The organism is Streptomyces sp. NPDC056486 (genome assembly GCF_042795295.1).
Taxonomy (GTDB): domain Bacteria; phylum Actinomycetota; class Actinomycetes; order Streptomycetales; family Streptomycetaceae; genus Streptomyces.
Genome location: NZ_JBHTSF010000014.1, coordinates 51,660 through 76,036, shown reverse-complemented (window position 1 = coordinate 76,036; position 24,377 = coordinate 51,660). Strand labels below are relative to the sequence as shown.

21 protein-coding genes and 2 tRNA genes are annotated in these 24,377 nt (G+C 70.4%); 7 read left to right on the top strand and 16 right to left on the bottom strand.

Features of this window, described 5'->3' with window-relative positions; all coding sequences use genetic code 11:
* Nucleotides 1–117 precede the first annotated feature (117 nt).
* From sigJ to ACFQ7F_RS09065, 3 genes are all read left to right on the top strand, one after another.
* The gene (gene sigJ, locus ACFQ7F_RS09075; protein WP_383268348.1) at nucleotides 118–1,065 is read left to right on the top strand and encodes an RNA polymerase sigma factor SigJ; all 948 of its coding nucleotides are present in this window, start codon (nucleotides 118–120) and stop codon (nucleotides 1,063–1,065) included.
* Between the two features lie 132 nt (nucleotides 1,066–1,197).
* Nucleotides 1,198–2,424 (top strand): NAD(P)/FAD-dependent oxidoreductase, encoded by a 1,227-nt coding sequence (locus tag ACFQ7F_RS09070; RefSeq protein ID WP_383268346.1) that lies wholly within the window; start codon nucleotides 1,198–1,200, stop codon nucleotides 2,422–2,424.
* 66 nt (nucleotides 2,425–2,490) lie between these two features.
* Nucleotides 2,491–2,901, top strand: coding sequence for a hypothetical protein (locus ACFQ7F_RS09065; RefSeq protein ID WP_383268344.1), 411 nt, complete (start codon nucleotides 2,491–2,493; stop codon nucleotides 2,899–2,901).
* On the opposite strand, the gene ACFQ7F_RS09060 is transcribed toward ACFQ7F_RS09065, so the two are convergent.
* The 4 genes from ACFQ7F_RS09060 to ACFQ7F_RS09045 form a co-directional block, all read right to left on the bottom strand.
* The gene (locus ACFQ7F_RS09060) at nucleotides 2,898–3,482 is read right to left on the bottom strand and encodes a hypothetical protein (protein WP_383268341.1); all 585 of its coding nucleotides are present in this window, start codon (nucleotides 3,480–3,482) and stop codon (nucleotides 2,898–2,900) included. The genes ACFQ7F_RS09065 and ACFQ7F_RS09060 overlap by 4 nt on opposite strands.
* Nucleotides 3,483–3,654: 172 nt before the next feature.
* Nucleotides 3,655–3,930, bottom strand: a complete 276-nt coding sequence (locus tag ACFQ7F_RS09055) for a hypothetical protein (protein WP_383268338.1) — start codon at nucleotides 3,928–3,930, stop codon at nucleotides 3,655–3,657.
* A gap of 498 nt (nucleotides 3,931–4,428) precedes the next feature.
* Nucleotides 4,429–4,501 (bottom strand) — tRNA-Arg (locus tag ACFQ7F_RS09050).
* Nucleotides 4,502–4,720: 219 nt separating this feature from the next.
* Nucleotides 4,721–4,811, bottom strand: a tRNA-Ser gene (locus tag ACFQ7F_RS09045).
* A 214-nt stretch (nucleotides 4,812–5,025) separates the two neighbouring features.
* Here ACFQ7F_RS09045 and ACFQ7F_RS09040 point away from each other — a divergent pair.
* Nucleotides 5,026–5,469: an SSI family serine proteinase inhibitor gene (locus ACFQ7F_RS09040; protein ID WP_383268409.1), complete on the top strand. Its 444-nt coding sequence runs from the start codon at nucleotides 5,026–5,028 to the stop codon at nucleotides 5,467–5,469.
* A 335-nt stretch (nucleotides 5,470–5,804) separates the two neighbouring features.
* Nucleotides 5,805–10,196, top strand: coding sequence for a PAS domain-containing protein (locus tag ACFQ7F_RS09035; protein WP_383268335.1), 4,392 nt, complete (start codon nucleotides 5,805–5,807; stop codon nucleotides 10,194–10,196).
* Between the two features lie 69 nt (nucleotides 10,197–10,265).
* Here ACFQ7F_RS09035 and ACFQ7F_RS09030 read toward each other — a convergent pair whose 3' ends face one another.
* Complete coding sequence (locus tag ACFQ7F_RS09030; protein WP_383268332.1) at nucleotides 10,266–10,841, bottom strand: TetR family transcriptional regulator; 576 nt, start codon at nucleotides 10,839–10,841, stop codon at nucleotides 10,266–10,268.
* A gap of 306 nt (nucleotides 10,842–11,147) precedes the next feature.
* On the opposite strand from ACFQ7F_RS09030, the gene ACFQ7F_RS09025 reads away from it, so the two are divergent.
* Nucleotides 11,148–12,452, top strand: a complete 1,305-nt coding sequence (locus ACFQ7F_RS09025) for an MFS transporter (protein WP_383268329.1) — start codon at nucleotides 11,148–11,150, stop codon at nucleotides 12,450–12,452.
* Between the two features lie 70 nt (nucleotides 12,453–12,522).
* Here ACFQ7F_RS09025 and ACFQ7F_RS09020 read toward each other — a convergent pair whose 3' ends face one another.
* The 9 genes from ACFQ7F_RS09020 to ACFQ7F_RS08980 all read right to left on the bottom strand — a co-directional run bounded on the left by ACFQ7F_RS09020 (nucleotide 12,523) and on the right by ACFQ7F_RS08980 (nucleotide 21,704).
* A complete protein-coding gene (locus tag ACFQ7F_RS09020; protein WP_383268326.1) occupies nucleotides 12,523–14,172 on the bottom strand; it encodes a long-chain fatty acid--CoA ligase in 1,650 nt (549 codons plus the stop codon).
* Nucleotides 14,173–14,383: 211 nt separating this feature from the next.
* On the bottom strand, nucleotides 14,384–14,947 hold the full coding sequence (locus ACFQ7F_RS09015; protein ID WP_383268323.1) for a SigE family RNA polymerase sigma factor: 564 nt from the start codon (nucleotides 14,945–14,947) through the stop codon (nucleotides 14,384–14,386).
* Between the two features lie 182 nt (nucleotides 14,948–15,129).
* Complete coding sequence (locus ACFQ7F_RS09010; protein ID WP_383268320.1) at nucleotides 15,130–15,999, bottom strand: glycoside hydrolase domain-containing protein; 870 nt, start codon at nucleotides 15,997–15,999, stop codon at nucleotides 15,130–15,132.
* 52 nt (nucleotides 16,000–16,051) lie between these two features.
* Nucleotides 16,052–17,218, bottom strand: a complete 1,167-nt coding sequence (locus tag ACFQ7F_RS09005) for a lipid-transfer protein (RefSeq protein ID WP_383268317.1) — start codon at nucleotides 17,216–17,218, stop codon at nucleotides 16,052–16,054.
* Nucleotides 17,215–17,631, bottom strand: a complete 417-nt coding sequence (locus tag ACFQ7F_RS09000) for a MaoC family dehydratase (RefSeq protein ID WP_383268314.1) — start codon at nucleotides 17,629–17,631, stop codon at nucleotides 17,215–17,217. The genes ACFQ7F_RS09005 and ACFQ7F_RS09000 overlap by 4 nt, the downstream gene beginning before the upstream one ends.
* Nucleotides 17,628–18,737 (bottom strand): acyl-CoA dehydrogenase family protein, encoded by a 1,110-nt coding sequence (locus tag ACFQ7F_RS08995; RefSeq protein ID WP_383268311.1) that lies wholly within the window; start codon nucleotides 18,735–18,737, stop codon nucleotides 17,628–17,630. The genes ACFQ7F_RS09000 and ACFQ7F_RS08995 overlap by 4 nt, the downstream gene beginning before the upstream one ends.
* Before the next feature lies 1 nt (nucleotide 18,738).
* Nucleotides 18,739–19,758, bottom strand: coding sequence for a bifunctional MaoC family dehydratase N-terminal/OB-fold nucleic acid binding domain-containing protein (locus ACFQ7F_RS08990; RefSeq protein WP_383268308.1), 1,020 nt, complete (start codon nucleotides 19,756–19,758; stop codon nucleotides 18,739–18,741).
* Nucleotides 19,755–21,065: an acyl-CoA dehydrogenase family protein gene (locus ACFQ7F_RS08985; protein WP_383268306.1), complete on the bottom strand. Its 1,311-nt coding sequence runs from the start codon at nucleotides 21,063–21,065 to the stop codon at nucleotides 19,755–19,757. The genes ACFQ7F_RS08990 and ACFQ7F_RS08985 overlap by 4 nt, the downstream gene beginning before the upstream one ends.
* 327 nt (nucleotides 21,066–21,392) lie before the next feature.
* A complete protein-coding gene (locus ACFQ7F_RS08980; RefSeq protein WP_383268303.1) occupies nucleotides 21,393–21,704 on the bottom strand; it encodes a hypothetical protein in 312 nt (103 codons plus the stop codon).
* Nucleotides 21,705–22,076: 372 nt separating this feature from the next.
* Between ACFQ7F_RS08980 and ACFQ7F_RS08975 the strand changes: the two genes are divergently transcribed.
* A complete protein-coding gene (locus ACFQ7F_RS08975; protein ID WP_383268300.1) occupies nucleotides 22,077–22,949 on the top strand; it encodes a bifunctional DNA primase/polymerase in 873 nt (290 codons plus the stop codon).
* A gap of 25 nt (nucleotides 22,950–22,974) precedes the next feature.
* Here the strand turns inward: ACFQ7F_RS08975 and ACFQ7F_RS08970 are convergent, their stop codons facing one another.
* A complete protein-coding gene (locus ACFQ7F_RS08970; protein WP_383268297.1) occupies nucleotides 22,975–23,700 on the bottom strand; it encodes a sensor domain-containing protein in 726 nt (241 codons plus the stop codon).
* A 292-nt stretch (nucleotides 23,701–23,992) separates the two neighbouring features.
* Entirely contained in the window at nucleotides 23,993–24,235 is a 243-nt protein-coding gene (locus ACFQ7F_RS08965) for a hypothetical protein (RefSeq protein WP_383268294.1), read from the bottom strand.
* Nucleotides 24,236–24,377: the final 142 nt, after the last annotated feature.

The following is a 24,377-nucleotide window of genomic DNA, read 5'->3' as shown; positions in this document are numbered from 1 at the left end:
CGATGAGGACACAGGACACAGGACACGGGACACGGGACACGGGACACAGGACACGGGGCGCAGGACATCGGACATCGGCAAGAGCCGTCGCGCACCGCGAGAGTTAGGATCGCGACCATGGCTCTGACCATGAACGACGTGGACCGGTTCGAGACTTCCAGGCCGCGCCTGGAGGCCATCGCCTACCGCCTCCTCGGCTCCGCGAGCGACGCCGAGGACGCCGTACAGGACACGTTCCTGCGCTGGCAGGCCGCCGACGTCGACCACATCAAGGTCCCCGAGGCCTGGCTGACGAAGGTCCTCACCAACCTGTGCCTCAACCAGCTCACTTCGGCGCGCGTCCGGCGCGAGACCTATGTGGGCCAGTGGCTGCCCGAGCCGCTGCTCGCCGGGGACCCGATGCTCGGCCCTGCCGACACCGCCGAGCAGCGCGAGTCGCTCTCGTACGCGGTCCTCACCCTCATGGAGCGCCTCTCGCCCGATGAGCGTGTGGTGTACGTACTGCGGGAGGCCTTCGGCTACCCGCACCGGGAGATCGCGGAGATCCTCGACATCACCGAGTCCGCAGGGCAGCAGATCTTCCACCGCGCCAAGAAGCACGTCGCGGAGGGCAAGACCCGCACCGAGATCGACGGGGCCGCCGCCCGGCGGATCGTCGAGGAGTTCCTCGCCGCCGCCACCAGCGGCCGGACCGAGCCGCTCGTGCGGCTGCTCACCGAGGACGCCGTCGCGATCGGCGACGGCGGCGGGAAGATCCCCGCCCGCGCCAAGGCGTTCGAGGGCGCCATCGCGGTCGCGAAGTTCATGCGGGGCCTGTTCAAGCCGAGCCAGGCCAAGCGCGCCTACGTCGGAGGCTCACCCGAGGTCCACCTCACGACCGCCAACGGCACCCCCGCCCTCGTGGCGGTCTTCGAGGGCCGGGTCGTCGGCGTCATGTGCCTGGAGATCACCGCCGATGGCATCACCGCGTTCCGCAACCAGGTGAACCCCGACAAGCTGGCCCGCGCGAGCCGGCAGTGGGCGGCAACCGACCACGGGGAGCCCTTGCTCTACGCCGCCTTCTGACCCTTCTACCGCTTCTGACCCCCACGCTCTCGATGTGAGGTGCTTCACATCGCGTTCCTGTCAGGAAACGGCGGGCTGCCCGGTTCAAGGGGCGAACCCGCTGAAGAGCTGATGAATGACAGGAGCCAGGAAATGCAGCACCGCATCGTCGTCATCGGAGCCGGATACACCGGAGCCATCGCCGCAGGGCGCCTCGCCAAGCGACTGCACCGCGAGGACGTGGCCATCACCCTCGTCAACGCCGAGCCCGACTTCGTCGAGCGGGTCCGGATGCACCAGCTGACCGTCGGCCAGAACCTCACGCCCCGCCCCTTCAACAAGATGTTCGCGGGCACCGGCGTCGAACTGAAGCTCGCGAAGGTCACCGGCGTGGACGTGGACCGCAAGACGGTCACCGTCACCAGCCGGAACGACACAAACGGCACAAACAGCACCGAGGAACTGAACGAGGAACTGGAATACGACACCCTCTTCTACGCCCTCGGCAGCGGCTGGAACGCCCAAGGTGTCCCCGGCACCGCCGAGCACGCCCACGAGATCGCGAGCCGCCCCGGAGCGCTCCGCCTTCGCGAGCGCCTGGCCGGGCTGGACGCCGGAGAGTCCGTGATCGTCGTCGGCGGCGGCCTCACCGGCCTGGAGGCCGCGACCGAGATCGCCGAGGCCCGCCCCGACCTCGACGTCTCCCTCGCCGCCCGCGGCGGACTCGGCGACTGGCTCTCGCCCAAGGGCCGCGGACACGCGCGGAAGGTCTTCGGCAAGCTCGGCATCACCGTGCACGAGCAGGCAGCGGTCGCGGAGGTGCACGCCGACCACGTGACGACCGCCGACGGCAGGTCCATCCCGGCCGCGGCCACCGTGTGGACCACCGGCTTCGCGGTCCACCCGATCGCGCGGGCCACCACCCTGGACGTCACCGACACCGGCCAGATCGTGGTCGACCGGACCATGCGCTCGGTGTCGCACCCGGACGTGTACGCCATCGGCGACGCCGCCATGGCGATGGGCCCCGGCGACAAGCCGCTGCGCATGTCGTGCGCCACGGGCACCCCCATGGCATGGCAGGCCGTCGAAGCCATCACGGCGCGCCTGACCGGTGGGAAGGCCCCGAACACGCCGATGCGCTACTTCAACCAGTGCATCTCGCTCGGCCGCAAGGAAGGCCTGATCCAGTACGTCACCGCCGACGACCGTGCCGTCAGGGCGGCCCTGACAGGGCGGCTCGCCGCGGTCTACAAGGAGTTGATCTGCAAGGGCGCGGCCTGGGCCGTCGCCAACCCGACGCTCGGAATGCCGACCCGGCCACGCCGCATCGTGCGGGAGCAGTCCCGGGCGGCCTCGCCCGTCAGGACGTCGGCCTGACGACCCGGCGCCAGGGCCCGGCCAGACCTGGCCGGGCCTTTGTGACCAACACGCTACCCTCTGTGCATGGTCGAGGCTTTCGTCTCCGGTGACGGCCGGCGGGCGTGCGGCATCTGTCCTTCACGCCGCTTCCCGCTCGGTGAGTTCGATGTGGCCGAACGTCCCTCGCACGACTTCCCGTTCGACCCCCGGGACGGCCACCGGTACACGCGGCGAGGCGTGCCCGTCTGCGTACATCCGGAGAAGGTGGGGATACCGCCCGCGCCGTACAAGACAGACGGTGTGGCCCTGCTGACGGGCGTCGAGCTGCCCGACGACGTCACCGAACTCGACGGGTATCTGCGTGAGCTGGTGCACGGCGCAGCACCTGATGCGCTGGAGCGCCTGATCGACCTGGCCGACCGCGAGATCCGGCGGGCCTTCCCTGAGGTCGACGCGACCTTGGCACTGCGCCGTGCCTTCAACTGGCGCTCCTAGCCCGCTGTGGCGAACCCGGGAGCGAAACGGCGACCACCTTCGAAGATGCCGATCGGGCCGTACTTCGCGGTGACGACCGCCTTGCGCCTGGCGGTCTCGTCCTTGCCGAACCAGTAGCGCTCGTTCATCGGTCCCCACGCGGCCCGGTAGACTTGGTGGGTGTAATCGCCGTGATCCCAGGCCCCGATGGCCTCACGGTCGGTGGCGTGCACGAACGTGACGCCTGTGCGGTCCTGGATACGGCAGAGCACGGTGAACTGAGCGGCGAGCGCGTGGATCATCTCGTCGACGGGGACCGCCACGGGAATCTCGGCGGCCTCTTCGTTCTGATCCGTCATCTCGTAGATGGCCGACTTGATCGCCATGGCACGTATGGCCTCGGGGAACAGGGGCTCGGTGTCCTTCGCGACGTCGAACCCGTCCACCAGGGCGTACCCCATGAAGCACTGCCAGTCCTCGTCGTACTTCGCGCACGCCGTGCGCAGGCGATCGAACTCGCGATCAGCCTCGACGACCGCGAGGATCTCGCGGGCTCGCCGCGCCACGACCTCCGGGACGGGCCGTACCAGCGTTGCGGACACTGCCGCACTCTCCTTCATTGTTGGTCGGTGCATCGGTGGGCCCGTCCGTCTGCCGGCCTCCGTCACGCAAGGCAGTCGGGCAGGGGCTACCGGCGTGCGCTATCGATGCAGAGCCGCGGTGATCAGACACGGCACGGCTCGGCGCAGCTTGCGACGCGGGCAGCTGACCGGATCACGGCCGCTCGCCCGTACCGCGTTCACCGACCTCACGGCCCCCGGCGCTGAGTACGCCGTCGATGTCCTCCCGGACCTGGGCCGCTCTGTGCTGCGGGCACTGGCACGGCGGGTAGTTCATGGACCCGGGCGGCAACTCGTACCCGTCCAGAGCGCCGACCCTCAGAACGCCACCTGCCAGTACGTCATCCGTCAGCAAGTCATCTGTCAGTACGCCATCTGTGCTCTGTTCCTCGGTCGTCCGGACAAGAACTGCCCGTGCTTCGCTTGTCATCTCAGTCCCTTGAGGATGTCTGTGGCGAGCGGTTCGCCAACCCTTCGTGTGCTCTACGCAACCGCGCGACCACGCAGAGCGGTACCGTTGCAGCAGTTTCGGGACTCGAAAGGCTTGAAATCGCGCAAGGGCCCAGGGGAGTTGGGAGTCACCGCGAAGTACGAACCGGACGCGGCTCCCGGCCACCGGCTCCCCTCGAACCGTTGGGCATACCGCCAGTTCGCACGGGCCGTACTCCACTCGCCCGCCCCACCACGCACACAGGAGCGGATCCGCCCTCTCCCCTCGCTCACTTGCTCGAACCCGCGGGTACGGCGAAGGGGCTGATCGTTCCGGCGAGGCAAAATATGGACCCGCCCCACCGAGACCCTCGGCGCGCTCCAGTTCTCGCCCGCTTCGACGATCCCCCGGTCGATCCCCCGGTCGATCCCCGAACGGTTCCGGAAGACGGGCAACGCAAGAGGCCCCCGGATCATTTCCGGGGGCCTCTCATCTGTGTGCACTCGGCAGGATTCGAACCTGCAACCTTCTGATCCGTAGTCAGATGCTCTATCCGTTAAGCTACGAGTGCTTGATTCTTCTGTTGTGTTGCTCTTCCTCCCGGGCTTTTTCTCCGCGGTCGGCGTTGCGAGAACAACATTACATGACCTGCGCCGTGAGGCGAAATCCGTTTCCCCCACCCCGTCTGAGCTGGGGAAACAGCCGCAAACGAGCCGTAATCGCGCCGTTGACGACCCGTACTCACGACCGAAGCCCCGGTCCAGTGGACCGGGGCTTCGGGATCATGCAGCGGAGGCGGAGGGATTTGAACCCTCGATGGGATTTGAGTCCCAAACCGCATTAGCAGTGCGGCGCCATAGACCGGACTAGGCGACGCCTCCAGCTTGCACACCTGCGCGAACGCGAGGGGTGCGTGCAGATGATGACACAGCCGGGCGGCGTGTCACCAATCGCGGATTCCAAGGTACTAGTCGGGCGGCCCGCAGAGCAAAGCGTCATCCGCGGCCCGCAACGTCGCGGCGTCAACGGCGTTAGACGCGGTAGAGCCCGTACGTGTTCGCGTACCCGGTATCCCGCACCCAGTGGAGCCCCGTCATGCTGCGCCGTCTCGTCCTCACCGCCGCCGCGGCCGCCGCCGCGCTGTCCGCCGCGCCCGCCGTCGCCCACGCCGACATGGGTCCCCTCCACTTGTCGTCGCCGTTGACCAAGCCGACCCCCGACCGGCTCACGGTGAAGGTCACCGACGCCGGGGACGGGCGGAACGGGACGTACGAGCTGGAATGTCACCCGACGGGCGGCACGCACCCGCAGGCGGAGGAAGCGTGCGGAAAGCTCGACCAAGGCAGGTGGGGCAGGGACACCTTCGCGCCCACGCCGACCGACTCGAACTGCACCATGCAGTACGGCGGCCCCGCCACCGCGCACATCACCGGGACCTGGCACGGCCGGCCCGTCGACGCTACGTACAACCGCAGCAACGGATGCGAGATCTCCCGATGGGACAGGCTCGTCCCGGTGCTTCCCGAGGCCACCGCCTAGCCACCGCCTAGCCACCGCCTAGCCACCGCCTAGCCGCGGACCAGCCCCGGATCAGCCCCGGATCGGCCTCTGGTCAGGCCCGGACCAGCCCGGACTAACCGTTTCCGGCCACGCCTGGGAGCGCTTCCCGGCCCCCACCGAATCCGTCATGTCACCACCTCATCGTGACCAGGGGGTACGGAAGCCTCACATCTTCTGCGTGCGACCTCCCTCTCATCCGGCATCGCGCGCACAACCGCTCCCCGTAGACTCCCTCCCGTGACACGCCGCGGGCCGCGGGGCAAGATGGCCTGGACGAGTCGGCAAGCAGCAGTAACCAGGGAGGAAGCGTCGTCGTGAGCAGCAGGCCATCCCGAGGCGCTGCTCGCCTCGCAGCCATACTCGACGCGCTCCCGGACGCGCTGGTCCTCGTGAACGCCAACGGGACCGTCGTGAACGCGAACGCGATCGCGCTCGAGGCGTTCGAGACGCCCGGCACCGCCCTCGTGGGCCGTGGGCTCCTCGATCTGTTGCCGGAGTTCGACTCCCGGCTCATTCCCGGATCGATGCGCAGGCCCGAATCCATCGACGAGCGCGGGCGGACCAAGCCGACGCGGATGATGGCGCGGCGCACGGACGGCAGCGAGTTCCCCGTCGAGGTCACCAGCTCGAACCTCGAGGACATCCGGGACGCGTACGACAATTACGGCTACACCGGCGACGAGTTGCTCATGCTCGTCGTACGCGACCTTTCGGGCGCCGTGGACACCGAGGCCGAACTCGCGCGCTCCCAGCGGCAGACCGAGATGATCCTGCGCGCCGCCGCCGAAGGCGTCGTCGGAACGGACACCGAGGGACGAGTCGTCCTCGTCAATCCGGCCGCCGCGCAGATACTGGGCTTCCGGGCCAGCGACCTGGGCGGGCAGGAACTCCACCACCTGGTGCTCCACTCGCGCGCCGACGGCGAGCCCTTCCCCTACGAGGAATCCCCTCTCGCGGACACGCTCCGCTCCGGGCGCAAGCACCGGGTACGCGGTCAGGTCCTGTGGTCCAAGAGCGGTGACCGGGTCGCGGTCGACCTGACGACGGCGCCGGTGCGGGACGGGGACCAGCTCGTCGGCGCGGTCATGACGTTCACCGACCGGCGGCCTTACGACGCGCTGGCCGAGGAGCACGAAGCCGCGCTCGCGGCGCACGCGGAGGAGATGCAGGCCGCGACCGAGCGGCGCACGGAGGAACTGCGGGCCGCCACCGAGCGGCACGCCGCGGAACTGGCCGCCGCCGCCGAGGAGCGGGCGGAGGAGATCGCCGCCGAACAGGATCGGTACGCGGCGCTCGCCGAGCGCGAGAAGGACCGGTTCGAGGAGCTGGCCGAGAGCGAGAAGGCGCGGTACGACGCTCTGACCGCGCGGCACGAGCAGCTGCTCGCCGTGCTCGGGTCGTCCCTGCGGGGCCCGCTCGACGAGCTGCGGCGCGAGCTGTCGGCTCTCGCCGCCGATGACGCCGGGCAGTTGTGGCCCGAGGCGAATCAGGTACTTCATCATCTTTCGGCCGGGTACGCGCGCATCACGACCCTGGTCGACAACGTGCTGGGCTTCCAGTTGCTCGACTCGGGCACGGAACAGCTCTCCTGCGTGAAGGTCATGCTCGACGCCGTCGTCGCGAGCGGCGTGGAGGGCGCGGTCGAGCTGATCGGGCCCGGACGCGCACAGTTCGCGGTGCACGCGCCGCCGATCGAGGTCGAGGTCGACCCGGGGCGCCTCGCCACGGCTCTCGCACACCTGGTCGCCGATGTGGCGGGCATCGACGCCACTGGCAACGCCCGCGCCGGCGTGAACCCCGCGACCGTGCAGGCCGGCGGTTACGTGGACTCGACCGTGGTCGTCGCCGCCGCTCAGCGCGGTGAGGTCGTCCGCATCGAGGTGCGGGGGCCGTACGCCGGGGGAGACCCGGTGCACGAGCCGATCGTCCGGGGCATCGTGCGGGCGCACGGCGGCGTGCTCCAGACGCATGAGGTGCCTGGGATGAGCGGCAATGCGTACGTTCTTGAAGTACCGATCGGTACAGGGAGCGGGGCGGTTGTCGGTGCGGCGGGCGGCGTGGCGTCCGCCGCTTTGGAGGTGACGGGGGGCTCTGTCGGCTCTGTCGGCTCTGTCGGCTCTGTTGGCTCTTCGGTCGTCGTGCCTGAGCAGGCTTCGCCTGCCACCGGTGGCGGGCGGCGGCGCGCTCGGCGGGCTGCTGGGCCCTCGGTGGACTCCTTCTTGGAGAGTTCGGATTCCGGGGGTGCTGCCGCCGGGAGCGAGGACGGGGCTTCTGGCGGGGTTTCCGGTGGGGTTTCTGGTGGGGTTTCGCCCAGCGGGACCGGGCGGCGTCGTGGGCGCCGTGCGGCGGAGGCTGCTGAGGCGCAGGCCGCCGCTGAGGCCGCGGGTTCGGGATCGGGATCGGGATCGGGTTCAACTTCAGGCTCGGGCATGGGCGCCGGCTCGGGTGAGGTTCCTGTTGCTCCGGAGACGCCCGCGCAGGGCGAGGGTTCGCAGGCTTCCAGTGGTACCGGGCGGCGTCGTGGACGGCCCAGTGCAGCGGAGGGCTCTGCGAGCTCCGTAGGTTCCTCTGTGAGCTCCGTCGGCTCGGTGGGCTCTGTGGTGACGGCTGCCGAACACGCGGCTGCCGGGTCGGCGACTCTGGGGCAGACGGTGCCGCCGCAGGGCGTGCCGGTTCGCGCGGGGGCTGTGGCCCCCGCCCCTTCGGGGCAGCGGGCGCGGCGGAGCGATGAGCAGTTGGCGTTGCCGCCTGCACTGCCTTCGGGCAGTGGGGGTTCCGGGGCCGGTGGATCCGGGACCGGGACGGCCGTGGCTGTCGCCGGTTCGGCTGCTTCCGCCGGTGACGCGGGCGAGGCCTCGCCCCGGCCGACGGGGCGGCGCCGCCGCGCGCTGGCCGCCGCCAAGGAGCGGGCCGCCGCCGAGGAGGCTCCCAGCGGGCGCGTCTTCGCGCTGCCGCCCGCGTCCGCCGACCAGGAAGACACGGGGCAGCACGAAGCCGCCCTGCACCATCCGGCCGACGACCACACCCCGCCGCAGCCTCACCCGGCCCAGGCGCCGACGGGCCGCCGCCGGTCCCATTCAGCATCGGGGGCATCGGGGGCTGCCGCTGCATCGGGTACGCCTGCTGCTCCTGGGGCGTCCACGGCTTCCGGTACGGCGGGGGACACGCAAGGCACCCCGCCCGCCGGTGTTCCCTCGCAGGCCACCACGTACGGCGAAGGCACTCCCGCGCGGGGCGTGCACACGCCCAGCAGGGGTGTCGCCCTCCCGCCCGAGCGCGGGACCGAGGCTCGGGCCGCGCAGCCGCTGCCCGCCGAGGCCGGCGACCCCAACTCGACGCAGGGGCGCGCGATCAGCGTGCGTACGCTCGGGCAGGGTGTGCCGTTCGGCCAGCAGATCGCCGAGCAGCAGCAGCGTCGGCTCGGGCTGCAGCAAGGCGGCCAGGCCTCGGCGGGGGCACCGCAGACGCCACAGAATCCGCAGATCCCGCAGGCACCGCAGCCTCCGCTGCCCCCGCAGACGCCTCCGGGGCAGCAGGCTCCCCAGCCGCAGCGGCAGCCACAGGCGCCGACCCAGGACCAGGCACAGCCCTCCGCGCCGACACCAGACGCCCCGCAGTCCGCCGCAGGCCCGCTGCCGGAGCAGGCACCGGCGCAGCCCTCTGCTGGGGGGCAGTCGCAGTCCCACACCCTCGGCGGCTCCGTCAGTGGCTCCGGGCGCCGCCGCAGGCTGTCCACTCCCCCGAACCCCGCGGGCGATGACCGCCCCGAGACCGCGGCCCGCCCGCACCCTCAGGCGCAAGCCCAGGCACAGGCACAGGCACAGCCGCAGTCCCGGATCGGGTCCTCCACCGAGGGCACGGGCCGCTCGTACGCGATAGGCGCACCGGACGAGGACGCCGACGAGGGCCCGGAGCCGCTGGACGGTCCCGGCGGCGCGGTCGAGGTCGCCAACCGGCCCCAGCCGCAGCCCATGGACGACGAACTGCCGCCCGAGCCGCTGGACAACCCGCGCCGCCTCCTCGTCTGGCCCGCGCCCGACGTCACCACGCAGCAGGCGCTCAGCGACCGCGGCTACCGTCCCGTGATCGTGCACTCCCGCGAGGAGGTCGACGCCCAGATCGCGGCGTTCCCCGCGGCGCTCTTCGTGGACCCGCTGACCGGACCGATCACGCGTACGGCCCTGCAGTCCCTGCGCACGGCCGCCGTGGCCGCCGAGGTCCCCGTGCTCGTCACGGCGGGACTCGGCCAGGCGACGCGCGAGGCGGCGTACGGCGCCGACCCCGCCGTACTCCTGAAGGCCCTCGCGCCCCGCGACAGCGAGCAGCACCCGCCCCGCGTCCTGCTCATCGAGGAGCACGAGGAGATCGCGCTCGCCCTGACCGCGACGCTCGAACGGCGTGGCATGCAGGTCGCGCGGGCCGAGAGCGACGCGGACGCGGTGACGCTCGCGGCACAGATGCGGCCGAACCTGGTGGTGATGGACCTGATGCAGGTACGTCGCCGCAGGGCCGGAATCATCGACTGGCTGCGCGCGAACGGCCAGTTGAACCGCACGCCGCTCGTCGTCTACACCGCCGCCGTCGACCAGACGGAACTGCCGCGGCTCGCGGCGGGGGAGACGGTGCTGTTCCTCGCGGAGCGTTCGACGAGCGACGAGGTGCAGGGCCGCATCGTGGATCTGCTGGCGAAGATCGGCACGAACTGATCGGCACGGACCAGGCCTGGGCGACCTGGGTCTGCGCGAACCGAGTCTGCGCGAACCAGGCCTGATTTCTCAGGCAGTGATGCGGCGCACCGCGGCCTTGATCGAGGTGCGCAGCCGCTCCCGGTCGTCGTCCCCGTCACCGACGAGGATCCTCCGCATCTGCGGAACCGCCGTCGACCAGCCGGCCAGCGCGACCAGCATGAACATCAGGTGGGGCGCGGGGATCTCGTCGCTTATGACGCCTCGGGCCTGGGCGTCGGTGAGCACGGCGACCTTGCGGTCGTAGTGGTTCTGGCGCTCCGGCTCGTCGGGGAGCTCGTCCGTGCGGTACTCGATGCCCTCCCAGAAGAGCAGGCGCAGGAGCTCGGGATGAGCGGCGTGGTAATCCATCAGCCGGTCCATCCAGCCGTCCATGTCGTCGGCGTCGACGGGATGACTCTTCGCCATCTCGAGCATCCGCTCCCCCAGGACCTGGGTGAACAGCTCGGCCTTGTTGCCGAAATAGGCATAGATGAGTTGCTTGTTCGCCTTCGCCTCGCTCGCGATGCGGTCGATACGGGCGCCCGCGATGCCGTACCGCGCGAACTCGGCCACCGCCGCCTCGTAGATCCGGGCCTTGGTGGCTTCGGGGTCTCTCACTGCCATAGAGACAGGGTAGCCAATCCATTTGGGTAACCAACTGGTTGGTTGCTTGACATTGCACCGATCGGCGGCGCAGACTTTTTCCAACCAACCAGTTAGTTGCTTCGCCGGATTGTCATCGCCTGATCGTCATCGCCTGATCGTCATCGCCTGATCGTCATCGCCTGATCGTCATCGCCTGATCGTCATCGCCTGATCGTCATCGCCTGATCGTCAGCGTCTGCTCGTCACCGCCTGCTCGTCATCGTCGGATCGCCAACGCCGGACCGGGCGTTGCCTTACGTATTCACGCAAGGAGTCCTGTCTCTCATGCCGCCCACACCCTCAGCCATCAGGAGCCGGACCGCCGGAACCCCGGGAAGCACGGGGAACACCGGGAGAACGGGGAAGACCGGCAGCACCGGGGCCGCGCCGCCCGGGCGCGTCGTCCGGCCCGGCGTGCTGCTCGCCGTCGTGGCGATCTGCACCGCGGTGACCGCCGCCAACATCTATCTTGCGGCTCCCCTGCTCCCCCTCATGGCGCACGACTTCGGCACCCAGCCCTCCGACCTGGCCTGGCTCGCCTCGGTGTCTCTTCTCGGGTACGCCACGGGACTGCTGTTCTTCGCCCCGCTGGGTGACACCGCGAACCGCCGCCGCCTCGTCGGCATTCTCTCGGTCGCCGCGACCCTGGCCCTGGCGGCGGCCGCGGTCTGCTCGGGCTCCGTCGCGCTCGCCTGCGCCCTGTTCGTCGCCGCGGCGGCGAGCGTCATACCTCAGCTTCTGGTGCCGCTGGTCGCCGAGCGCGCGCCTGCCGACCGCCGGGCCACGCATGTAGCGGCCGTGATCGCCGGACTCTTCGCGGGAGTTGTCGCCGCGCGGGTGCTCGGCGGGCTCGTGGGCCAGGCCCACGGCTGGCGCGTCGTCTTCGTGGGCGCGGCCGTCCTGACCCTGATACTCGGCCTCACCACCGCCGCACTGCTGCCCGCCGATGACCGGCCGCGCCACACGGGTCCTGCCCTGGCCGGTCTCGCCCGACTGCCCCAGGTCCTGAAGGACTCGCCGGAGCTGCGCCGCGCCTGCCTGCGCCAGGGCGGGATGTACGGAGCGTGGAGCGCGGTGTGGACCTCGCTCGCCGTGCTCCTCACGAGCGGTACGTACAGCATGTCGACCGGAGCCGCCGGGCTCTTCGGCCTCCTCGGGCTCTCCGCGACCGCGGTCGCCCCGCTGGCCGGCGGGCTCGTCGACCGTTTCGGAGCGGCGCGGGTCACGGCGACCGCGTACGTCGGGGCGGCGATCTGCCTGCCGCTGTTCTGGCTGGGCGGGCGGCAGCTGTGGGCGCTGTGCGCCGCCGGGATCCTGATCCACGCCGCCCTGGTGGCGAGCCATGTCGCCAACCAGACCCTGGCCCTGACCACCACCAGCCTGCCCGCCACCGCCAACACCGCCTATGTGGTGGCCGGTTTCGCGAGCGGCGCGGGAGCCTCGGCCCTGGCCGGGAGCGCCTTCACCCACTGGGGCTGGGGCGGGGTGTGCGCCATCGCGACGGCGTGGCTGGCCCTCGGCTGGACCACGGCGATACGCCGCTCCGGCTGGGCCACTGCGATACGCCGCTCCGGCGGGGGAGCGGCGTAACGCGCGGGCTACGGACCGAAGGGCCCCTGCCTTGCAGGGAAAGCCCTCAGATGCCTTGCAGGGAAGCCCGTCAGAGCTTCGTGACGTCCAGCTCCCCGTCGGCGTACTGCCTGCGCAGCACCTTCTTGTCGAACTTGCCGACGCTCGTCTTGGGCACGGCAGGCACGATCGCCCAGCGCTCGGGCAGCTGCCACTTGGCGATGGTGCCCGCGAGGAAGTCGCGCAGGACGGCGTAGTCGATGCTCGCGTCCTCCTTCAACACGACCGTGGCGAGCGGGCGTTCGCCCCACTTGTCGTCGGGTACGGCGACGACCGCCGCCTCGGCGACATCCGGGTGGGACATGATCGCGTTCTCCAGCTCGACGCTGGAGATCCACTCGCCGCCCGACTTGATGACGTCCTTCGCACGGTCGGTGAGCGTCAGGAATCCATCGGAGGTGATCACGCCGACGTCGCCGGTCTTCAGCCAGCCGTCCGCACTGAACTTGTCCTCGGGCTTGAGTGCCTCGCCGTCCGCGCCGCCGTAGTAGGCGCCCGCGATCCACGGCCCGCGCACCTCCAGCTCGCCCGCCGACTCGCCGTCCCACGGCAGGTGCTCGCCACCGGGTCCGACAAGGCGGGCCTCGACTCCGGTCGGGAAGCGGCCCTGGGTGAGGCGGTAGGCGAACTCGTCGTCGGTGCCGATGGACTTGGCCGGCGGACGGGCGACCGTGCCGAGCGGGGAGGTCTCCGTCATGCCCCAGGCGTGGCAGACGCGCATGCCCAGCTTGTCGAAGGCCTCCATCAGCGAGGGCGGGCAGGCCGAGCCGCCGATGGTGACCTGGCCGAGTGAGCTGACGTCACGCGGTTTCACGCTGAGTTCGGCGAGCAGGCCCTGCCAGATGGTGGGGACGGCGGCCGCGTGCGTGGGCCGCTCCGACTCGATCATCTCGGCGAGCGGGGCGGGCTGCAGGAAGCGGTCCGGCATCAGCATGTTCACACCGGCCATCAGGGTCGCGTGCGGCAGGCCCCAGGCGTTGACGTGGAACTGCGGGACGACGACGAGCGTGGTGTCCGCGTCCGTCAGGCCCATGGACTCGCTCATGTTGACCTGCATGGAGTGCAGGTAGATGGAGCGGTGCGAGTAGACGACGCCCTTGGGGTCGCCGGTCGTGCCGGAGGTGTAGCACATGGCGGCGGCCGTGCGCTCGTCGAGCTCGGGCCAGTCGTAGGCCGTGGGCTTGGCGGCGATCAGGTCCTCGTACTCGTGTACCTGCGCCTGGATTCCGGCCAACGGCGAGCGGTCGCCGGGGCCCGAGACCACCAGGTGCTCGACGGTCGGCAGCTGCGGAAGGAGGGGTGCGAGGAGCGGGATGAGGGAGCCGTTGACGATGATGATGCGGTCGGCCGCGTGGTTCACGATCCAGGTCAACTGGTCGGCGGGCAGCCGGAGATTAAGGGTGTGCAGGACGGCGCCCATACAGGGGACCGCGAAATAGGCCTCGACGTGCTCAGCGTTATTCCACATAAAAGTGGCAATTCGCTCGTCGCCGTCGACCCCGAGGTCTTCGCGCAGTGCGTGCGCCAGCTGGGCGGAGCGTTCACCGATCTCACGGAAGCTGCGGCGGTGCGGAGCGGCCTCGCCGGTCCATGTGGTGACCTGCGACGACCCGTGCACGGTCGTCCCATGCCGGAGGATGCGGGTGACGGTCAGTGGTACGTCCTGCATCGTGCTCAGCACGGCGTCCTCCCGGTGGGCGCGCGGCATTCATCCGGGGCGGCTCCCGAATGACCTACCTGGCAGTAGGGCTCGCCAGATTCTTGCCGCATACCGCACGGTATGTCACTAGGGCGGGAGAAGAAAGGTCCGGCGGAGCTGCGCTGATCACTGGACAGGCCGCGGTGATCACCGGACAGGAAGCGCGATGATCAGCGACCAGGAAGCGCGACGATCACCGGACCGGCGTGAGCTCCGGGTCCTCGCGCAGCTTGCCGAGAGCACGCGACACCGCGCTCTTGACGGTGCCGATGGACACCCCGAGCACCTCGGCCGTCTGCGCCTCGCTGAGATCCTCGTAGTACCGCAGGACGACCATCGCCCGCTGCCGCGCGGGCAGCTTCATGATCGCGCGCCACATCGCGTCCTTGAGCACCTGCTGCTCGGCCGGGTCCGCGACCGGCGTCACCTCGGGCTCGGGCAGCTCGTCGCACGCGAACTCGTCGACCTTGCGCTTGCGCCACTGCGAGGTCCGGGTGTTCAGCAGGGCCCGGCGCACATAGCCGTCGAGCGCCCGATGGTCCTCGATCCGGTCCCACGCGACATAGGTTTTGGTGAGGGCGGTCTGCAGCAGATCCTCGGCATCGCTCGGATTCGCTGTCAGCGAGCGCGCGGTGCGCAGCAACACAGGCTGCCGTGCCCGTACGTACGACGCGAACGACGGATACGCCGAAGGAACCGCTGTCCGCGTCGCGGCCTTCGATGCGCTGGTGCACATGGACACCATGGATACGGTCATGGCTCCACGCTAGGAGCACCCCCTACTTCAGCGGATCGGCCGCAGGTCCCGAAGCCGTGTCCGCCTCAGGTTGTACGCGGGGTGTTAGCCCCACCTCCTGAAGGTGGAGGAGGCGGAGCACGCCACTGAGGGTTCATCCCTGAGAAGTCGCGCTCCCACCCCATGAGATGCCGCGCTCCCGCCTAGCCGATCCGGGCCACCGGGGCATGCACGAGGTTCCGGTCGATCATCAGTTTGCGCCCGCCGTGCTTCTCCTTCACGTTCCCCGCGTACTGGTGAATGCGCCGCTCAGGGCGCCACGCGTTCTTCGCGAGCACGGGCTCGCGGTACAGGTGCGGCCGTGTGTGCCAGCGCGCGAACCACATCACCGCCGGCAGATCCCGCACCCCGGCCCGCCGCGCCGTCTCCATGTGCCGTACGCCCGAGTCCGCACTGCTGTAGAACCCCGGTACGTACCCGAGCCTGCGCACCTCACGGTCCCAGGCCCGCACGAAGGCCAGGGTGGTGTTGCCGCACGTGGCCTTCCGGTAGGTGTACGCCTCCATGTCCAGATAGAGCGGGCTGCTGCGCCGCATCCCGAGCGCCTTCGCCTTCTGTACCGCGTCACGCCCCTCCCGCGTCCCCTGTCGCCAGGGATACCGCCCGATGCGTACGCCCCTCTTGTGCTTCGCGGTGACACAGGGCGACTGCGAACCGACGTACACCGGAAGGACCTTCCACCCCTGCCCTCGCACCGAGCGCATCCAGCCGTGGTTCAGGTGCGGCTGGCGCTTGCACGCCCGGCCCCGGCCCGCGTAGTACACGCCCACCGCTTGGTAGGCGGAGGCGGACCAGCGGCGCATCGTGTCGACGGACGGGGCGAGGCAGGTGTCGAAGGCCCAGCCATGGAAAGTCGTGACCCCCGCCTGCCATCCGGCCGCGCGCCCCTCAGGCACAGTCGCGCGCCCCTCGGCCCCGGGTCTGCTCACGGCGCCCGCCGGCGGCGCGCCCATGGCCGGAGCGGTCAGGGCGACGGCGAGGACAAGGCCCATCATCAGCTTTTTGCAGCTCATGAGCCGAGTGAAAGGCCCCGGGCCCGCGCCCCGGCCGGGACACGCTCCGCGTTCAGCCGTCCGCCGCCAGAATCAACCCCGACGTGGGGACACCGGTGCCCGCAGTGACGAGCGTGCGCGCGGCCCCCGGTATCTGGTTCACGGATGTGCCGCGCACCTGCCGGACCGCTTCCGCTATGCCGTTCATCCCGTGCAGATACGCCTCCCCGAGCTGCCCCCCGTGCGTGTTCAGCGGCAGCATCTCCCCGGCCACGAAGTCCGCCGCCTCGCCCGGCCCGCAGAAGCCGAACTCCTCCAGCTGCATCAGCACGAACGGAGTGAAGTGGTCGTAGAGAATGCCCACGTCGATGTCGGAGGGCGCGAGCCCGGAACTCCGCCACAACTGGCGAGCCACCACGCTCATTTCAGGCAGCCCGCTCAGATCGTCGCGGTAGAAGCTGGTCATCTGCTCCTGCGCCCGGCCCGCGCCCTGGGCCGCTGCCGTGATGACGGCCGACGGTTTCGGCAGGTCCCGGGCCCGCTCCACGCTCGTCACGACGATGGCCTGCCCGCCGTCGGTCTCCTGGCAGCAGTCCAGGAGCCGCAGCGGCTCGACGATCCAGCGCGATGCGGCGTGATCGGCGAGCGTGATCGGCTTCCCGTGGAAGTAGGCCGCGGGGTTGGTCGCCGCGTACTTCCGGTCGGTGACCGCCACATGGCCGAAGACATCGGGGGTCAGGCCATAGGCGTGCAGATAGCGCTGGGCCGCCATCGCCACCCAGGAGGCGGGGGTCAGCAACCCGTACGGCAGGGACCAGCCGAGCGCCGCGCCCTCCGCCGACGGCTCCCGGTGCTGCACGCCCGAACCGAAGCGCCGGCCCGATCGCTCATTGAACGCGCGGTAGCAGACGACGACTTCGGCCACTCCTGTCGCCACCGCGAGCGCCGCCTGCTGGATGGTCGCGCAGGCCGCGCCGCCGCCGTAGTGGACGCGGGAGAAGAACGAGAGCTCCCCGATCCCGGCTGCCTGCGCGACGGTGATCTCCGGGTTCGTGTCCATCGTGAACGTGACCATGCCGTCGACGTCGGCGGGGCCGAGCCCGGCGTCGTCGAGCGCCAGGCCCACCGCCTCCACGGCGAGCCTGAGCTCACTGCGCCCCGAGTCCTTGGAGAACTCGGTGGCGCCGATCCCGACGACGGCGGCCTTCCCGCCGAGATGGTCGCCTCTGCTTACGCTCATGCCGCGCCCCCTGCTGATGCCCCGCCCAAGAACGCCCCACCCGTGACCGTGACCGTGCCGGTGACGTGCTTGCCGATGCTGTTGGCCCCGACCACCCTGACCGTGGCCGTATCGCCGTCGAGCTGCTCCACGGAACCGGTCAGCACCATCGTGTCCCCCGGATAGTTGGGTGCCCCAAGGCGGATCGCCACCTTGCGGAGGGTCGCCCCGGAGCCGAAGTGGTCGGTGATGTACCGGCCGACCAGGCCGTTCGTGGTCAGGATGTTCATGAAGATGTCGGGGGAGCCCTTCTCCCGGGCCGCCACGGCGTCGTGGTGCACGTCCTGGTAATCCCGCGACGCGATCGCGCCGGAGACGATCAGCGTCCGGGTGACCGGGATGGTGAGCTCCGGCAGCTCGTCACCGACCCTCATGCCGTCTCCTCCTGCGCGCTCGGTGCGTTGTGAGCGCTCTGCGCGCTCTGTACGTCTTGAACGCTCTGTGCGTTCCGAGCTATCAAGTCGCCCATTTCTTCGAGGACCTCACTCCCGCATCCCAGGTACGCGTCCAGCTGCCGCCCCCACAGAAAATGCCGGTGTACGGGATGGTCGAGGTCGGCCCCCATGCCACCGTGCAGATGCTGGCCCGCGTGCACGACGCGCTTGCCCGCCTCCGACGCCCACCAGGCGGCGGTCAGCGCATGCGTGCCGTACGGCAGTGCGGCATCGCGCCGCCAGGCCGCCTCGTACGCCGTGACCCGTATCGCCTCGGTGTCCATATGGGCGTCCGCCGCCCGGAGCTGGACCCCCTGCTTGGCGGCGAGCGGCCGCCCGAACTGTTCCCGCTCGTTCGTATGGGCGACCGCGCGGGCCAACGACCCCGCGCACACCCCGGCCTGCAGCCCGGCGAAGGCCGTACGCGCGGTCGCAAGGACGTCGTCGTACGCCCCTTGCCCGCCGATCCGCTCCCCAGGGGCCCCGTCAAGCACCAGCCGCCCCGCCGCCCATGGCGCGGTCAGCTCAACGGGTCCGGTGTCCGCGTCGGCCACCCGCACCCTCCACAGACTGTGGCCGCCGCGCGGCGCCGGATCGCGCACCGCCACCAGAACCTCCGTGGCATCCCGCAGCCACGGCACCCAGGGCACCACCCCGGTCAGCGTCCCCTCCACGGAGACCGCCAAGCCACCCCGCGCCGGGAACGCCCCCGTCGCGACCGCCGTGCCGTCCCGCAGCCCGGGAAGCAGCCGCCCCCGCTGCTCCTGCGTGCCATGCGCCGCCACAGCGAGCAGCCCATAGACACAGCTCGCCGCGAACGGCACCTGCGCGGTCACCCGCCCCTGCTCCTCGAGCAGCAGCACGAGCCCGAGCAATCCGACGTCCTCCACCGCACCCGGCAGCCCCGCCGCGCACAGCGCCTTCCACAGTTCGGCGTCCGGTCCTGTCCCCGCAGCCGCGAGCCGCTCGGGCGTGGACAGGTCCCCGAAGATCTCTCCGGCGAGGTCCCGTGCGGCGGCCTGCTCCTCCGTAGGTGTGAAGTCCATGTCAGACCCCGCCCCCCGTCATGCCCGCCGTACCCGTCATGCCCGCCATACCCGTCATGCCCTCGACGACCCGGAACACCGGGAGCTCCAGCTCCGCGTCCACCTGCTGGAATTCGAGCCGCACCGGCTGCCCGATCCGCACCTTGTCACTCGGCACGCCCACCACGTTGCTGACCATGCGCACGCCCTCCGCCAGCTCGATGAGCCCGACGGCGTACGGCGGATCGAAGGCGGGGAAGGGCGGATGGTGCATGACGACGTACGAGTAGACCGTGCCTTCGCCGCTCGCTTCGACCGTGTCCCAGACGAGCGACCCGCAGACATTGCAGCCGGGCAGCCAGGGGAAGCGCAGTGCCCGGCAGCCGCCGCAGCGCTGAATCAGGAGCTGATGCCGGGCCACGCCCTCCCAGAAGCCTGCGTTGTCGCGATTGATCACGGGGCGGGGCCGCTTGCCCTTGGGATTGCCCTGGGGATTGCCCTGGGAATTGTGCTGGGAATTGTCCTGAGGTTCGCCCTGGGGTTCGCCCTGGGTTTTGCGTCGCTGCGCGGGCGCGTACTTGAGGATCCGGAAGCGGTGTGTCCCCGCCGGCTCGCCGCCCGCTCTGACGTCCATCCGGGTCGTGACGAAGTGTCCCGTGCCCAGCTTCGTCGTCTTGCGCTCCGACACCGACTCGATGACCGCGTCGAAGGTGATCTCGTCCCCCGGCCGCAGCGCCCGCAGGTACTCCTGCTCGCAGTCGGTGGCGACGACCGAGGTGTACCCCGCGCCGTCCAGGAGCGCGAACAGCTCGTCGTACGCGGCCGAACGCCCCTGATGCCCGGAGAGGCCGCCCATCGTCCAGGCCTGGAGCATGGTCGGCGGCGCGATCGGGTCCGCCCCCGCGTAGGCCGTACTGGCGTCCCCCATGGCCTCGCACCAGTGCCGGATCATCGGTTCGTTGACCGGGTCCTTGCCCGCACCCGATGTGGCGGCCGCCCGCCCCTCGAACGCCTTCAGCGTCTCGTACGAAAGATCGGTCACCGCCGCCCCCTCCGCATCCCGAGGCGCATCGTCGCCACGATCTCCCGCTGCACCTCGCTCACCCCGCCCCCGAACGTATTGATCTGGGCCGCCCTGTTCATCCGCTCCAACTCCCCCTCAGCGCCTGCGCCGAGCGCCAGGGATCCAGGTGAACCGGCCCGCACCAGGCCCGCGTCGCCCGTGACTTCCTGACATATTCGGTAGACCTCCACCGCCGATTCGGTGCCCGCGAACTTCACGCCGCTCGCGTCTCCCGGCGCCAGGACACCCGCCCCGACATCCCCCACCAACCGCCAGTTGAGCAGGCGCGTCGCCGCAAGGCGTGCCTGCGCTTCGGCCAGCCTCGACCGGACCCACGGAGCGTCGATACGGCGCTCGCCCGTCACCGGATCGGGTGTGCGGGCGAAGGTGAGGGCCGCGTCGTAGAAGTCCTCGGCCTGCATGCCGATCGCGGCGAGCGCCACCCGCTCGTGGTTGAGCTGGTTGGTGATGAGCCCCCAGCCGCCGTTCTCCTCACCGACGAGGTTCGTGGCGGGCACGCGGATGCCGTCGTAGTACGTCGCTGTCGTCGTGAGGCCGCCCACGGTCTCGATCGGAGTCCACGAGAACCCGGGGGCGTCGGTCGGCACGAGGATGATCGAGATGCCTTGGTGCTTGGGAGCTTCGGGGTCGGTACGGCAGGCCAGCCAGATCCAGTCGGCGTTGTGGGCGTTCGACGTGAAGATCTTCTGCCCGTCGATGACCCACGCACCGCCGGGTGCCTCCTCGCCGTCGTGCCCCTCACCGACGGGCGCCTCATCACGCACCTCGGTATCGCACACCTCGGCATCACGCACCTCGGTATCGCACACCTCGGCATCACGCACCTCGGTACCGCACACCTCCGTATCGCGCACCGCCCGCGTCCGCAGCGAGGCCAGATCCGTCCCCGCCGAAGGCTCGCTGTACCCGATCGCGAAGACGAGGTCGCCGCTGAGGATGCGCGGCAGGAAGGCGGCCTTCTGCTCCTCGGTGCCGTACTTCATGAGGGTCGGCCCGACGGTGTTCAAGGTGACCATCGATACGGGCGCGCCCGCGCGGTAGGCCTCGTCGAAGAAGACGAACTGCTCGTCGGGGCCGCGCCCCTGCCCGCCGTACTCGACCGGCCAGCCGAGGCCGAGCATGCCGTCGGCCCCGATACGCCGCAGCAGTCGGCGCTGCCCCTCCAGGTCACGCCCTTCGGGCGGCCCTCCCGGCATCAGATCGCGGAAGTACGCGCGCAGTTCGCCGCGCAGCTGCTGTTGGCGTTCGGTGGGGGCGAGGTGCACGGCGGCGGCCTCTCCTTCGCGTAAGGGCGTCGCACCGACAATGGTTTCTGACTGTCCGTCAGAAACTGTTCCGGTGTCAAGAGATCACCCCGTATGCGAGCGCGGGCCGCGCCCTGTATGCGAGAGCGGCCCGCGCCCCGTATGCGAGAGCGGCCCACCCCGTACGTGACGTCGGACCACCTCGGCCGCAGCCCCCGAACGCTCCTGCACGGCGGCGCAGATGCCCCCGGACGCGCCTGCGCGGCGATGCAGAAGCACCGCCGCGCAGACCGCCACACACCCCATCGAGCGGGCTCCAGGAGACCCCCGTCCCGGAGCGCCGCCGCCTCACCAGAGATTGGTGAAGTTGACGGCGAGGTTCTCGTTCGACTGATCGATCGCCGTGAAGGCCGAGCCGTTCACCTGAGCGGTGTTGTTCTGGTTCGAGGCGCCGGAGCCCACCGCCTGCTGCTGCGTCGTGGACGAGTTGCCGCTGTTGTTGCCCCCGACACCACTGCCGTTGACCGACGCCACGCCCGCATTCGATCCGTCGTTCGCGAAGGAGCCGTTGTCGGCCGTCGCTACACCCGTGAAGAGTGCGGCAGCCAGGGGCAGGGCCGCGGCGGCAGCGATGACGCGGGCGGTACGGATGCTTGCCATGTCAATTCCTCCAGAACGGGGACACGCACCGGCGATATTGCCGGGCGCACCTCAAGTGCGTTGGTTTCCAAGGCAGTTGGCCGACCGCCTCGGGGGGTTCTGCACGACGTCGCGACTCCAGAGTTGCCCACCGAATCCCCGGCGAACCAGCCCGGAAGCCCCAATTCCCCCGCAAGCGTGAGTACAAGGCGATAAACACGCCCCGCGCCCCCAAAGCCCCAGCTCAGCCCCTAAAACCCCGCCCAAACCCAGTCGCCGCACGGGCTGAAGCGTTCCGCCGCACCGTGAAGATCGGCGGTCGCGCCCGCGTGTCGTCCGTGCGCCGTGCACGCCCCTCTTCCTTTCTTCGAACACTCGTACGAAAATGAAGGCATGGCCACCATCGACCGCCATGCCACGGCGCTCGCTCTCGCCCACGCCCTGTCCGCCGCCGAGCGCGGCCTCGCCGTCATCCCGCTCTCCCGGACCAAGCTGCCGGCGTTCCGCTCCCCCCACCACGAACAGCCCGAACCGAACCCCTGCCACGGAGAATGCGGCCGCCCCGGACATGGCGTGTACGACGCGTCGACCGATCCGCGCCGCATCCGCGAGCTCTTCACCGCCGCCCCCTGGGCCACCGGCTACGGCATCGCGTGCGGACTGCCCCCGCACCATCTGATCGGCATCGACCTGGACACCAAGTCCGGTACGGACGCTCCGGCGGCCCTGCGGGAGCTCGCGCTGCGCCACCTGTTCACGATCCCGGCCACGGTCGTCGTGGCGACCCCGAGCGGCGGCCGCCACATCTGGCTCGCGGGGCCGCCCGACACCGTCGTCCCCAACTCCGCGGGCCGCCTCGCCCCCGGAATCGACATCCGGGGCGCGGGCGGCTATCTCGTCGGCCCCGGCTCGCGCACCGAGCACGGCGTCTACAGCACCGTGGCCGACACCGCCCATCTCCCACCCGCGAGCTGCCCGCCCGCACTGCTGCGCCTGCTCACACCCCCGCCCCCACCCCGTACCCACCGCCTCGCGCTCCCGCAGGCATCGGCCCCACGCGGCCACGGCCTGGTCCAGTTCGTGCTCGCCGCGCATGAGGGCCAGCGCAACACCCGTCTCTTCTGGGCCGCTTGCCGCGCCTACGAGAACGGCATCGGCGAGTCCCTGGCCGAGGAACTCATCGATGCCGCGCTCCAGGTCGGCCTCACGGAACGCGAGGCCCGCTCGACGATCGCGTCGGCGGAGCGGCTCACGGGGCACGCCTGACAGGGACCACCAACCGCTCGCGCCCTTATCCGAGCATCGAACGCACAGCCGCACGGTCGATGTTCGTCAGAGCACGGACCAGCTTCGGGGTCAGGAAGACGATGACGAGGCCGACCAGGGACGCCCCCGCGATCTGCACCGGCGACTCCAGGTAGAACTCGTGGCGCTCGGCGCCGGAGGTGTAGTCGAACACCCGGTAGCCGGGCCAGTCGAGGTAGCGCGGGAAGACCCAGGAGTACGCCGGGAGGAGTGCGACCACCCAGCCGGTGACCAGGAAGGTCACGCTGAGGACGAAGGACACGACCCGCGACGGGAACATCACGACCTGGAAGAGCAGCGCCCGCCAGCCCGCCCCGTCCACGAGCCGTGCCCGCATCCCCGCCCACGCACCCGCGTCCTGCGGCCTCTTCACGGCAGCGGGACCGGCGACCTCGATCCCCAGCTGCGACCGCGCCCGCCCCCGCTCGGCGGCGCCGAACCCCCGCGCTCCGGCCAACGCGGCAGCGAGGACCGGCAGTCCGAGCACAGTGACGAACAGGCCCATGCCGAGCGCGAACATCGTCACGGCGAAGGTGAAGCCCACGATGGCGATGGGCAGCGACGCGACGGTATAGCCGATCTCCCGGTATGTGGAGGCAGCGAAAGGCGCCCGCCAGAACCCCGGGGAGTCCGGTGAGCCCGCGGAACGTACAGAGGAGGGAGCGGTGGGAGCGGCTGCGTACTGCAGTGCGGTGGGTGCGGTGCTGCTCATGACGGGCCTCGAATCTTCGCGGTGGGGACGTACCGGGGACGTGCCGTGCTGACGTCCTCCAGGTTCGCGAATCCGAACGGCCCGCAACATACGGTGCCCCGGCCTCTCCGGGGTGTTGCTGGCGCCACCCCCGGCACCACTCCCGGCGCTGCCCCCGGCACCAGCCCCTGAGCCACCCCGGAGCAAGGCAAAGGGTGCCTCTCAGCGAGAGGCACCCTTTTGGCCGGCAACACGCCGGCTTCCCTCGGTGAGCACTCAGCCCACCGACCGCCTGGGCGGAGAGGAGAAGCCGTCAGCCGTTGTAGCCGTCGAAGCCGTCGAAGGCCCCGTCGAGGGCGGTGCCGTTCCGGAACCCGCCGTCCGCCTGGCCGGCGGTGGTGATGCCGTAGGGGCCACCCATGTTGGTGAAGCTCTGGCCGGCATGGCGGCCCTCGCTGAAGGTGGTGCTGTGGTCGTCGTCGGCGACGGCAGGACCGGCCGCCAGGAAGCCGGCGACGGTGGCTACGGCGAGGGCAGATGCGATGCGCTTCAACACGAGTTTCTCCTCTGAGACGAATCCAGTGATCCCCCGCAGAGAACGAGACCGCACTCGGCCTGCACCTCCTCCGAGGCACGCCGGGCAACGCCCACGTGGAGTACTACGTTCATCCATTCATCCAAGGCGACTTGCACTGCTC